At 53.5% G+C, this 12,121-nt stretch carries 11 protein-coding genes; 1 reads left to right on the top strand and 10 read right to left on the bottom strand.

The genetic code is table 11. The annotated features are described in order from the left end of the window. Positions 1-28 precede the first annotated feature (28 nt). The 9 genes from AZF00_RS15340 to AZF00_RS15300 form a co-directional block, all read right to left on the bottom strand. Positions 29-1,519: a PhnE/PtxC family ABC transporter permease gene (locus AZF00_RS15340; RefSeq protein ID WP_008251842.1), complete on the bottom strand. Its 1,491-nt coding sequence runs from the start codon at positions 1,517-1,519 to the stop codon at positions 29-31. Then, positions 1,519-2,169, bottom strand: coding sequence for an ATP-binding cassette domain-containing protein (locus tag AZF00_RS15335; protein WP_008251841.1), 651 nt, complete (start codon positions 2,167-2,169; stop codon positions 1,519-1,521). The genes AZF00_RS15340 and AZF00_RS15335 overlap by 1 nt, the downstream gene beginning before the upstream one ends. 13 nt (positions 2,170-2,182) lie before the next feature. Then, on the bottom strand, positions 2,183-3,049 hold the full coding sequence (locus tag AZF00_RS15330; protein ID WP_008251840.1) for a putative selenate ABC transporter substrate-binding protein: 867 nt from the start codon (positions 3,047-3,049) through the stop codon (positions 2,183-2,185). 32 nt (positions 3,050-3,081) lie between these two features. Beyond that, positions 3,082-4,203: a tRNA 2-selenouridine(34) synthase MnmH gene (gene mnmH, locus AZF00_RS15325; protein WP_008251839.1), complete on the bottom strand. Its 1,122-nt coding sequence runs from the start codon at positions 4,201-4,203 to the stop codon at positions 3,082-3,084. 150 nt (positions 4,204-4,353) lie between these two features. Then, positions 4,354-6,639, bottom strand: coding sequence for a xanthine dehydrogenase family protein molybdopterin-binding subunit (locus tag AZF00_RS15320; RefSeq protein WP_008251838.1), 2,286 nt, complete (start codon positions 6,637-6,639; stop codon positions 4,354-4,356). A 1-nt stretch (position 6,640) separates the two neighbouring features. Then, a complete protein-coding gene (locus tag AZF00_RS15315; RefSeq protein WP_008251837.1) occupies positions 6,641-7,174 on the bottom strand; it encodes a (2Fe-2S)-binding protein in 534 nt (177 codons plus the stop codon). An 84-nt stretch (positions 7,175-7,258) separates the two neighbouring features. Next, the gene (locus AZF00_RS15310) at positions 7,259-8,527 is read right to left on the bottom strand and encodes a DUF2254 domain-containing protein (RefSeq protein WP_008251836.1); all 1,269 of its coding nucleotides are present in this window, start codon (positions 8,525-8,527) and stop codon (positions 7,259-7,261) included. Positions 8,528-8,588: 61 nt separating this feature from the next. Continuing rightward, on the bottom strand, positions 8,589-8,780 hold the full coding sequence (locus AZF00_RS15305) for a DUF3185 family protein (protein WP_008251835.1): 192 nt from the start codon (positions 8,778-8,780) through the stop codon (positions 8,589-8,591). A gap of 152 nt (positions 8,781-8,932) precedes the next feature. Continuing rightward, complete coding sequence (locus tag AZF00_RS15300) at positions 8,933-10,030, bottom strand: NADH:flavin oxidoreductase (RefSeq protein WP_008251834.1); 1,098 nt, start codon at positions 10,028-10,030, stop codon at positions 8,933-8,935. Positions 10,031-10,146: 116 nt separating this feature from the next. On the opposite strand from AZF00_RS15300, the gene AZF00_RS15295 reads away from it, so the two are divergent. Next, complete coding sequence (locus AZF00_RS15295; RefSeq protein WP_008251833.1) at positions 10,147-11,046, top strand: LysR family transcriptional regulator; 900 nt, start codon at positions 10,147-10,149, stop codon at positions 11,044-11,046. A 94-nt stretch (positions 11,047-11,140) separates the two neighbouring features. Here the strand turns inward: AZF00_RS15295 and AZF00_RS15290 are convergent, their stop codons facing one another. Next, positions 11,141-12,043 carry an alpha/beta fold hydrolase gene (locus AZF00_RS15290; protein WP_008251832.1) on the bottom strand — a complete coding sequence of 301 codons (903 nt, stop codon included), beginning with the start codon at positions 12,041-12,043 and terminating at the stop codon, positions 11,141-11,143. Positions 12,044-12,121 lie beyond the last annotated feature (78 nt).

Below are 12,121 nucleotides of genomic sequence, written 5' to 3'. Positions count from 1 at the left end.
ATTGTTATCGGCTTTTATTGGTAATGGATTACAGGGTCTCAGGGGACGGTCGCAGATGCAATCGCTGACGTAGGTTGCGGGCGAACATATCGGCGATAATATTCAGTATAGCGGCGCAGAGAATCAAGAGCAGCGCTCGATCAAAACGAAACTCTTCAAAGGCCGAGTCAATATAAAAGCCCAAGGTGCCAATACCGAGCATACCGAGAATGGCCGTCTCGCGCATAATGACCTCCCAGCGGTAGAGTAAAAAGGCCAGAAATTGGCGATAAACTCGCGGTAGTATTTCATAGCTGTAGCGATTGATGCCGGTGCAGGCATCCTCGCGTAACACTAACTCGCCGCTGTAGCGCCCCAGCAAATGGGCAATGATCGCCCCGTTGTGAATACCCAGCGCGAGTATGGCGGGCAGCATTGATGGCCCCAATAACAACAGGCCGATAAAGGCCAGTAAATACTCGGGCAGGGTGCGGGCAATAATTAAAAAGCCATCGCCTAGGCTGCGTTTTAGCGGGCTAAAAAACTGCCGTGAATTAAGCGGGAACCACACCAGGCTGAGTATGGCGGTGAGCAGTAGGGCGATTTGGCTGAGGATTAAGGTACTGGTCACGCCCGGTAAAATTTGTTGTTGCCAGAGCATCGCCAACCAGTCGAACACGGCGACATAATCAATATTCGTTTTATTGCGCAGTGGCGCAGGAATAATATCTTCGCTAAGAAAACGCGCAATATTTGCCCAGCTAAAATGCGCGGTGGGCGGCAAGTAAATAAGTGCGGCAATTAAATACCCTGGCAGCAGCGCTTTTTTTAGCCACCAGCGCAGGCTAAGCACAATGGCCAGCAGCACATACAGCAGCGCGGCGGCGTCATTATACTGGCCGTTGCCCAGTGCAGTTTCTAAATGGTAGCCGAGAGTGGGCAGGCCAACAAAACCTAAAACAATGCTCGAGCGAATGGCGCACTCAAAACGGTAGCTGGTGTATTGCAGCAGTGGTCGCCATGCCAGCGGCAGGGTGGTGTAGAAAAAGGCGCTGAGCCCTGCGCTCTGCAATAGGTTGTTGCGCGGCGCGGCCTCGGTCTCTTCAAATAATTCGCCGTAAATTTTTGCTAGGGTGCCGGCGTAGGGAATGGCAATGGCGAGCAAACCCGTGAGCGGCGAGAGACCAAATAATTGAATAAAAATCAGCGCCCAAAACAATTCATGAATGGCGCGTATAAAAGCGCAAAAACCGCGCACTAGGGGGTGGCGATACAGAAATGCCAGTACAAACCCCGCTGCGCTGGCCAGCGCCATACCCTGCAGGGCAAAGGCGAGGGTGTTAAAGGCGCTGCTGGCAATTTCGCGATAAGACCAGAAATTGGGCGCGATTAGGCCGTGGCCCATGCGCAGTAATTCTTGGCCGGGGCTGGCGCGGTGAATGTCGATGTCGGCAAACAGCAGGGCGATAAAGCCGGTCAGCGCCAGCCATAAACTTAATTTAAGTCGGGTATTGTTGTGGGGGCGAGTCTTAAAGTTCATTACGCTTGATACAGCGCAGCCAGTTGCTCGGCTGTTACCTGCGCACTCGGCAAGTCAAAGGCAATGGCGCCGTCTTTTAAGCCGATAATCCGCTGGCAAACGCGCAGTGCTTGTTGAGTATCGTGTAGGGCGAGCACAATTGTTTGATGGCGCTGGCTGATCAGGCTGAGCATTTTGTCGGCTTGTATGGCGTCGACTGCCGATACCGGCTCGTCGCCAATAAATATAGCTTGTTGCTGATACAGGGCGCGGCCAATGGCCACGCGTTGCTGCTGGCCGCCAGAGAGTTCGTCTACTCGGCTGTACAGTTCGGCGTCCAGCGCTAGGCTTTGCGCCAAAGCTTGTATCTCGGTCTTTGGCCCAGCGAGGGGGCGCAGCAAATTAGCGAGATTATAGAGCGCGGAGTGGCGGCTGAGGCCGCCCATATACATATTGTGATAGGCGCTGAGCATGGGCACCAGCCCCGCATGTTGCGGGCACCAAGCGACCTTGGCCGCTTGCAGGCTGCGCAAATGTTTAAGCAGAGTAGACTTGCCCGCCCCAGAGGGGCCGACCAATGCCACGCTTTCGCCTTGGCGAATAGTCAGCGAGGCGTCTTTGAGTACCGTCTGCTCCCGGTACCTTAAGCTTATTTTGTGAAGTTCGAACATGGCTGGTTTAGCCCTATTCTGCATCCATCAAACCAATTGCCATAGCGGTGTCTTTGATCGGCTGATAGTCATCGTTAGTGGCTTCAACAAAAGACTGGCGGGGGAATGCGGCGAGAATCTCGGCGTCGCTAATATTCAATAAGCTCTGTTTAACTTTGGCCTTAAAGCCAGCGCCCCAGCGCGCGTCCACGTCACCGCGAATACTCCACTGATAATCTGGGTAGCTGGGGGTTTGCCAAATAACGCTTACCTGACTGGGGTCGATAATGCCCGCGGCGAGTTCGTCTTCCCACACTTTGTAATTGACCGCGCCAAGTTCATAGGCGCCAGACTGTACTAGCGCAATGGTGCGGCTGTGATCGTCTGAAAAACCCACCCGCGTAAACACTTGCTCTGGGGATTTTTTGAAATGCTCGCGAATATAAAATTCTGGCATTAGGCGGCCGGAGGTAGAACCCTTGGCGCCGAAGGTGAATGTCTTGTTAGCGATGCCCGCAGGAAATTTGTCTGACTTGCTCAGGCCGCTGCGCTTATTGGCAATAAGATAAGTAACAAAAAATTGATCTTCATAGCCTTGAGCAATCGCTTCACTGCCCGCCACGAGTTCCCGCGCCTGTACCCCAGACAAGCCGCCAAACCAAGCGAGCTGTACTTGGTTGTTGCGAAACGCGGTTACCGCTGCGGCGTAGCTTTTGACCGGCACGTATTTTACTTTTACGCCCAGTTCTTTCTCTAAATACGCCGCAACCTTGCCAAAGCGTTCCTGCAGACGCGACTCGTCCTGATCTGGAATAGCCGTGAAGCTAAAGGTCTCAGCAAGGGCGCTAAGACTAATCGAACTTGAGACGAGCAGCGCTGTTAAAACAGTCAATAACCGCACGGGATTCTCCTGTAGAGAGTGAGTAAAGGGAATTATGTTGGCGTGTAATGTTGTGCCCAAGCCACGATCTCGTCTTTGTTGCCGCGAAAAATCTCGCGGCCATCGCGACGGCTTTGTTGGTAGTCGTACATTGGGTCGTAGTAATTGCTTAGTAATACTTCTATGCCGGGGCGAAAGCTATCGGCATTGCCGGTGTTTTCAAACTCGTTGAGCGCGGCGCTGAATATAGCCGTTAGCGCTTTGTGGCGGTCACCGCCGAGACGTTTGCGAATACGGTTGAGGTTGCCAAGAATTTGCTCTCGGAATTTCTCGCTGCCCAGCTCTTCGCCATAGGCTTGGATGTATTCAGGCCGCGCGCTAAGCACGTATTCCTCAAGGGCGATGTCGATTCGCTCCTCTAGCGGGGTTTCCAATACGGCCAGCGGCGCCTGTTGCATGGTGGCCTGCAGCTCAAGTGGCAGGGTCACCGAGCCAATCATATGGCCCTCGTCTTCGGTGAATAATGGCGACTGAGGGTGGGCATCGCGCAGCTTTAAAACCGCAATGCTCAAGGTGTTTTCAAAATCGATCTGTGCGGGCTGAGGTTTAAGCTGGCGGCCAAAGGCTGAGCCGCGATGATTGGCGAAGCCCTCTAAATCAAAACTGCGGGCAATGCGCTGAATAAGCCGCGTTTTGCCGCTGCCGGTGCGGCCTGCAATCAACACCAGCGGTGACTCGGGCTGACGCAGCGCCAGGCTGTTAGCGTCTAGCTCATCAATTAAAAAGCGGCGCATGGCTTTGTAGCCACCGGTGATTAAGGGGTAATCAATACTCGCTTCGGCAATGAGCTTTTTACTGAGATTGGAGCGTAAACCACCGCGAAAACAATATAAGTAGCCCTCGGGGTTTTGCTGAACATAGCGGGTCCAGTCAGCAATACGCTGGGCTTGAATGGCGGGGGTGGCAAGCTGCCAACCTAGCGCAATGGCGGCATCTTGGCCCTGCTCTTTATAGCGGGTGCCAATAACATGCCGCTGCTCATCGTCGAGCAGTGGAATATTAGTGGCGCAGGGAAAGGCGCCTTTATTGAATTCCACCGGCGCACGTACATCTAACAAGGGAATGTCCTTGAGAAAGAGCGTGCGGAAATCATCGCTATTGCTGCGCGTGGTCATAAGCTTGTATTTAATTGAGAGGGCAGCAGTCTACGCTGAATAGCTCACGGAGAGAAGTTGGAAGCGTGTGGGAGTGACGATGTGGAGCTTACACAAGGCCCACATCGTCATTTAGCGTAGAGCAGCACCGTCTGGGACGGTGTGCTGTTTTCAGGCCTTTATTGCCGCTTTAACGTCGGCGGGCTTTATCGGCAAATTGCGTAGACGGGCGCCAACGGCATTGAAAATCGCGTTGCCAATGGCTGGCGCCACCGCAATAACACCCGGCTCGCCGAGCCCGGTCGGGAACTCGGTGTTCTGCACAAAGCTAATGTCTAACTCGGGCACATCGCTCATACGCAGTGGCGTGTAGGTATTGAGGTTGCGGTCAGCGACTTGGCCGTCTTTAATCGCGGTGCCTTCGTGCAGTGCCATGCTCAAGCCCCACAGCATCGCGCCTTCGGTTTGCGCGAGGGCGCCGTCGGGGTGAACCACAATGCCGCAGTCCATCACGCTGGTTAGCTTAATGACGCTCACCTTGCCGGAGCTAGGGTCTACCTTAACGTGGGCAATACAGGCGCTCCACGTGGGCATGCCGCGCTCTTGGCCTGCCGCAATGGCGAGTCCTAAACCTTCATTTTTTGGCAATTTGTGGCCCCAGTTGGCTCTGGTTTTGGCCTCTTGCAGAACATGGGCTAAGCGCTTGGCGCCGCCGACGGCTTCCGGTGCTTTACCGGCGTTTTTACCTTTGGCGTCTAAGAGTTTTAGGCGGAAGCTGGCGGGGTCCTCACCCTGAGCGTGAGCGACTTCATCCATAAACGATTCAACGCCCCAGCCAATCCAGCCCGGTCCCACGGCGCGCAACCAGCCCGGCACAAAGGTTTTTTGGGCCAAGGTATTATTGATGGCGCGCACGCGATGGTTGTTTAAGCTATACCAGTGGTCGGCACCACTGATAGAGAAACTGTCGACCTTGGTTTTTTTGTCGACACTGTCGGGCATAAAGCCGGGCGCCATGGTGAGGGTTGGCCAGCCCGCTGCAGCGGCGTGTTCAATGCCCTGTAAGGCGTTGTCGGCATCCCAGTAGGCGGCAAAATGCTGTACCGAGGGCGAGCGAATGCAATCAAAACGGGAGTCGTCATCGCGGGTAAAGACCAATTTTACCGGCTTGCCGGTGGCTTGCGCGGTTAGCGCTGCGGGCAGCATATAATCACCGGCCAAACGTCGGCCAAAACCGCCACCGAGATAGTGCTGGTGAATGATTACTTTGTCTTCGCTCAGGCCCACCGATTTGGCCACCACCGGTAGGAAAAGCGATTGCCACTGGTTGCCGGTATACACATGGCAGATACCGTCTTTAAACTCGACGGTGGCATTCACGGGCTCTAGCGCAAAGTGCAAAACAGAGGCGGTGCGGTAAAGGCCTTCAATGGATTTTTTCGCTTGTTTCGCGGCGGTGTCGATATTGCCGTGTTCAACAAACAGCCCACCAGAGGATTTGTCGGCAACCAGTCGCTCGCCCTCAGCGATCAGGTCTTGCTCACTGACCTCGGCGGTTTCACCTGCTTTATAGCTTACCTTCACCGCGTCGGCGGCCTTGATCGCGCCGTGGTAGGTGTCGGCCAACACCGAGACCCAACCCTGTAAAATCTCGGCGGGATCTTTTAGCACTTTATAGCCGATATAACCTTTCACTTTTTTCGCGGCACTGTCGTCGATTTTTAGCACCGATGAACCATATCGCGTAGGTGGAATCAGCGGCCGCGCATAGATCATGCCGTCGAGTTCGGCGTCGATGCCATAACGCGCGGCGCCGGTGGATTTGGCGGGAATATCCAGCGCCTTGCTCGGCTTGGCAATGAGAGTGCGTTTGGCTGCGGGCTTGGGCGAAAACTTGGCAAGCTCCTCGTCGCTATAGGTTTTATCGATCTTGCCGCGGTTAACAATCTCGGCAAAGTCCAGGCGTTTGCTGCCACAAATAACTTGGCTGTTCTCAGTTCTGCAGTCTTTGGCGGCGACCCCGAGTAGTGCCGCAGCGGATTCAATTAGGGCCTCGCGACCCGCTGCCCCAGCTTGGGACATGGGTACATAAGACTGGAATACTGACCACGATCCGCCGGTCACCATATAGCCCCACTTAGGGTCGGTATCGACATGTTTGAAGCTCACACGGTTCCAATCCGCACCAAGTTCGTCGGCAACAATACGTGCTAGCGCTGTACCCACATGCTGGCCCATTTCGGCGCGGGTTATGTTCACCAGAATAGCGCCGGTTTGATCGATCTCAAACCAGATCGTGGGGTTAAACTGTTTGTTTTGTAGGCGCGCAGACGCGGGTGTATTGCCGGCTAGCGCGACGCTCGGGGCAAAGGCCATCATTAGTCCGGCGGTTGTAGTGCCGATCAAAAACTGACGACGGCTATAGTCTGCATTTTTGTCATTCGTGATTCGTGACATCTTAGCTTACTCCCTGTTCGTCAGTTTGCGCCGAGAGGCTATTGTCGACCACCGTCTGCCGCTTCGGGTCATATATTTGAATGACACCGTCGCTGCTTTGGGCAGCACTTTTAATGGCACGCTTAATACGGACATAAGACATGCAGCGGCACAAATTCCCCGACATATATTGAACAATCTCTTCATCCGTGGGATCGGCGTTATTCGCCAACAGCGCGGCGGCCTGCATGATTTGACCAGACTGGCAGTAGCCGCACTGGGGTACTTGCTCTTCTACCCACGTTTTTTGTAGCGGGTGGCGGGCTTCTAAGCCTTCAATGGTGCGAATGTCAGCGTTGCTTGCAGCGGCCAGCGGCAGCGAGCAAGAGCGCATCGGATTGCCGTTCATATGTACGGTGCAGGCGCCACACATGGCAATGCCGCAACCGAATTTGGTGCCCTTGAGGCCAAATTCATCTCGAATCACCCAGAGTAGCGGGGTGTCTCCCGGTGCACTTGAGGAGATCTTCTTGCCGTTTAGTGTGAAAGTGGTCATTCGTTCCATCCCCATTTATATTGAGCAGCTCTTAAGCGCTGTGAATCAGTGTAGTTCAGTTTGAGTTGAGGTGCGTTTTACTTGCTACGCTGTCGGCTTTGCCGCGTCGCGAACCGCGATCCAATCTTCTTCGACGGTTAAAGCAATTTTTGCGCGTTTTAACGCCAGTTGGCGGTGATACTCGGCAGCCGTGCGCATCTCTGCGTCGCCGATTGACGCTAGGGAGTGAAGTACTTTCTGTAAACGCACTGATACTTCCACTAGGCCTGCGCCGTCACGGCCAATTGCGGTAAACGCGTCGTCGAACATATCGCGCACGGATATTTCGGCGACTTCGACGCGATCGTAAACGGGCCGTTGGTCTTGGTTTGCTGTTGCCGGTTCGCGCCATTGGCTTAGTAGCCTTAGCAGTGTGCCCACCACATCGATTGCCGTACCAGGATCATTCACGGCGGGCGACAGCGCGCGGCTGGCAATTTCGGATAGGACAATTAAGCCAAATCGTGGGTCGTCGTCAAAAAGGCGGCTGCTGCCAATTTGGAATGACTTGCTAATAGCCGCGCAGTCGATCTTGGGTTTATCACCGGTAGCGGTAATGACCTGCGCGAGCGCCCGATCTGGCGACGCGAACGTGCCGGGCAGGGCGGTCACCACAATTCGCGCTTGGTTTTCTTCAGCCCATATCTGCAGCGCGGCAATATCGATGTGTTGCACGTAACCCACGCTCGGGGCGAACAGCGGGTGTCCTTGACGACCAGACTGGATCGGGACGCCACACAGCCGCGGGGCATTCCGCCGTCGCGCAAGAGCGCCAGCGGTGGCGTCTTCAATTTTGCCAATGGTTGACCCCATCCGGCCTAGGCGGGCAATGCGGTCAACCCAGCGAACAAAGGTCAGGATCACAATGCTGAAGACAAACACCGTTAGACCAAAAAGAATAAAGAGGCCCGCGCTTCCGAAGTAGTCATTTTTTAGCGCGGTTAGCGCCACGATGCTGAAAATAAAGGAGCCGACAAAGGTCGAGAGCGCATTCTGGGAGGCATCGTCGGCTACCACCAGCGGAAAAGACCTCGGCGTCGCGGTGTTTGCCGCTGAGGCGTAGGCGGACACCATTGACGCCACTGAAAACGTCGCAATGACCAGCATGCTTGCGGCCATCACCGACAGCAAAGACTCAACCGAGTCCTTCGCAATCACCGGCAATATCTGCTTTAAGGCCGTGCCATCAGCCAATTTGGCGACGAAGGCGATCGCAATCGAAAGCAGGCAGACCGCTAAGGGTTTTACCCAAAGCCGTTCGCGAAATCGATTGACGATAAATCTTATGCGATCAGCCGAAACAATAGAGGCCATCCCAATCTCCCGCGCGTAGCTTAGGCTCCAATTAGGAGTGCAATAACTAAGAGTAGCTGTTTTACTTTAATCTTGTGAGACCAACTAACACACAGATGGCACCGCCAACCATGCCAGCCCACGCTTCAATTGGCGTGTCGCCATTTAGCGCCCGGCCAATTTGAGCGCTTGCCGAATCATAGATGTTGTAGCCCCATATCGCCAAAGCAGCGCCGGCCACGACGAGTACAATACCAATAATTTTATTATTCATATTCACACCACTTTCTATAAGGAATAGCGTAACTAAAGTGTGTACATAAACACATATTAGGCATTAACAACACCTATAAAAGGTGCTTGCCGTGGCAGGCTGGCTTTATCAGCCCGCTCAAAGCCAAGTCGAGGGCTAACGCCGCTGGCTTACTAACTTAGTTGTCCGACATTCTCTATAGTGAAAGGTTTAAGCTTATCGAGCTGTGCATTTTTCACCTTGTTCACCCAATCGGAGTTCGCAAGCAAGGCCCGGCCAATTGCAATTAAATCAAACTCATTGTGGTCCATTTTTTCGAGCAAATTGTCGATATTGGCAATGCCTGCCCCCTCGCCGCGGAACGCCGACGTAAACTCCTGGTCGAGACCTACACTGCCGACGCTAATAGTGGGCTTGCCGGTGATTTTTTTGGTCCAGCCTGCCAAATTAAGGTCAGACCCCTCAAACTCAGGCTCCCAGAAACGACGCTGACTACAGTGAAAAATATCTGCGCCAGCATCGCTTAGCGGCGTTAAAAATTCGGTCAACTCTTCTGGGGTTTGGCAAAGCCGCGCCGTGTAGTCTTGCTGTTTCCACTGCGACCAGCGGAACAAAATTGGAAAGCCTTCACCAACTTTTTCGCGCACGGCTTTAACAATCTCAATGGCAAATTGGCTGCGCGCCGCGAGACTGCCGCCGTATTTGTCGGTGCGCACATTGGTATCAGCCCAGAAAAACTGGTCAATCAAATAGCCGTGGGCGGCGTGAATTTCAACGCCATCAAAACCGATTTGCTTGGCATCAAATGCCGCTTGCGCGTAGGCTGCCACCAAATTTTTAATTTCTGCACTGGTGAGCGCTTCAAACACCTTTTTGTCTTTCGCGACCAAGCCAGAGGGTGAGGCGCTTGGCGCACTGGGCACTGGGCCGCTCCCGGCGCTACGTGTAGAGCCGACATGCCATATTTGGGGCACAATTTTCCCGCCAACAGAGTGCACCGCCTCAACGACGTTTTTCCAGCCGGCCAGTGCCTCTTCGCCGAAGAAAGACGGGTGGCTGGTGTTGTCGGTGGCGGCGGGATGATTAATTAGCGTGCCTTCGGTAATGATCAAGCCAACGCCGCCTTCGGCGCGCTTGCGGTAGTACTCTGCAACGGCCGCGGTGGGTACGCCATTGGGTGAAAAGCCACGGGTCATGGGGGCCATTACGGTGCGGTTGGCGAGTTTAAGCTGGCCGAGTTCGAATGGCGTAAATAAAGCGCTGGTGTTCATGTGGCTACCTCGAATAAAACAATTAATGCATCTCATCACTAGCCGTCTAGTATACTTTTTCAAAAATAGAAGATAATCAGCTAATATTACGAAATACTTTTGCTGGAATCGCAATAATGGACAAGCTTAAAGCCATGCACTACCTCTGCTGTATTGCCGAGGTGGGGAGCTTCAGCGCGGCGGCCAAGCTCGCCAACGTGCCGGTCTCAACGGTGTCGCGCAGTATTCAAGCGCTGGAGTCTGAGCTGGGGGCGGCACTGCTCAAACGCAGCACCCGCCATGTTGGCCTCACTGAGATCGGCAAAATTTACCTCAGCGAATCAAAAGACATATTGGCGGCGATAGACCGCGCAGAGGGCAGGGTAGGCAATTATCAAAATGCGCCGTCTGGGGTGCTGCGTATCAGCGCGCTACCTTATTATGGCGAGGTTCGGCTGCTACCGTTGCTGGAGGCGTTTCAATCGCGCTACCCGCAAATAGTGATTGATCTCGAGTTGTCTAATCACACCGCCGACCTCCAGCGCGACGGCATCGACATTGCTATTCGCGGCGGCAGCGAACCGGATGGCCGGATTATCGCCCACCGCCTTGTCGATAATACCCACCGCCTGTGCGCATCTCGTTCTTATATTAATAAATTTGGCATGCCGCAAACCATCGCCGAGCTGGGCCTTCACCGCGCTCTGGTGTATCGCAGTCCCGCGCAAATATGGCATTGGCATGTCGAGGCGCGGGGCGCATGGCAGCGGGTAGATATCAGCACCGCGCAAATCAGCAATAGCATTCGTGTTATTCGTCAGGCACTACTAAGCGACCAGGGCTTGGCGATGTTGCCGAGCTGGAGTATTGCTGAAGAAATCGCCGATGGTCGATTGGCGTGGGTGCCGCTGCCAGAAACCTTATCGACGACGGCCAATCACCCAGCGGGCAGTATTTATATGCTGTATCAGCAGCCGCAATACACTGTGCCTAAAATTAAGGTGGCGGTGGATTATTTTAAGGAATATCTGCAGTAGGTTGGAGGGCGGCTCGCTTACTCATCTCGGTGGTTCCATGAATTTGCTCATTTATACTCGCCCAGACGAAACTGCAACTCTTACTCAAAAAAACTTATTTTTTGCCGTCAATGAAGTTAATGAAATGCTGAACGACACCGGCAGGGTCTTCGACCTGAGGGTAGTGGCCAATGCTCGCCAATTCACCTAAATAATCTAAACGACATTTTAGCTCTTTATAGCGTGCGACCATGTGTGCCCCAGAGACGGGATCTACCGAGCCATTGATTAAGGCGAGCGGAATAGTGGAATTATGCAGGGCGTTTACCCAGCGTTCGCGATGTTGTTTGCGATCCCGCATATAGGTAATTAAATTGTGAAATATATGCTTTCCGTCTTTCTCATTAATGAGGGCCCAAAAGATCCTGAGTTCTTCTTCAGTGGGTTTGCTTTGCTCGCCAAATACGGAGCTGAATCGCGCGCTAAACTGCTTATAGCCGGATAGCTTATTTAACAGTGGGCCTAAAGGGCTCAGTAGTAATTTTTGGGTCAATATGGCGCGGTGTGTTTCAGGAAATAAACCGCCGTTTAAAAAGCAGCACGACAGCCATGTACCCGCGCCGACACCCTGTTGCTGTCTTGCCAATAGCTCTTGGGCCACGGTGTCGCCGTAGTCGTGAGCCAATACATGAAACTGATCTAAAGATTTGGCGGCCACCAGTGCCTCAACAATATCGGCTTGGCCATGAATGGAGTAGGTACGTACATTGGGTTTATCTGAATAGCCAAAGCCCAGCATATCTAGGGTGACTAGCCGAAAGCGTGATTTTAGCGTATCCCATATGCCATACCAGTCCCAGCTTGAAGTGGGAAAACCGTGGATAAGTAGTAATACTGGGAGGTCGCTCGGGCCTTCGTCTTTAACGAATATTTGATGGCCTTTGAGTTCCAGCCACTCTCCGCTGGCCTTCCAGCTGGCAAGGGCTGTCTTTAAATTGCTTTTATTTTGAGTGTTCATGTTTACCCCAATATCACCATGCATTACGAAAATAGAGTGGACTAATGTTTGGCCATTAAAGCTGAACTTGACGTCTGG

Source organism: Zhongshania aliphaticivorans (assembly GCF_001586255.1).
Classification (GTDB): Bacteria; Pseudomonadota; Gammaproteobacteria; order Pseudomonadales; family Spongiibacteraceae; genus Spongiibacter; species Spongiibacter aliphaticivorans.
Note: the sequence above shows the minus strand (reverse complement) of the source record. Positions and strands in the feature narration are given on the sequence as shown.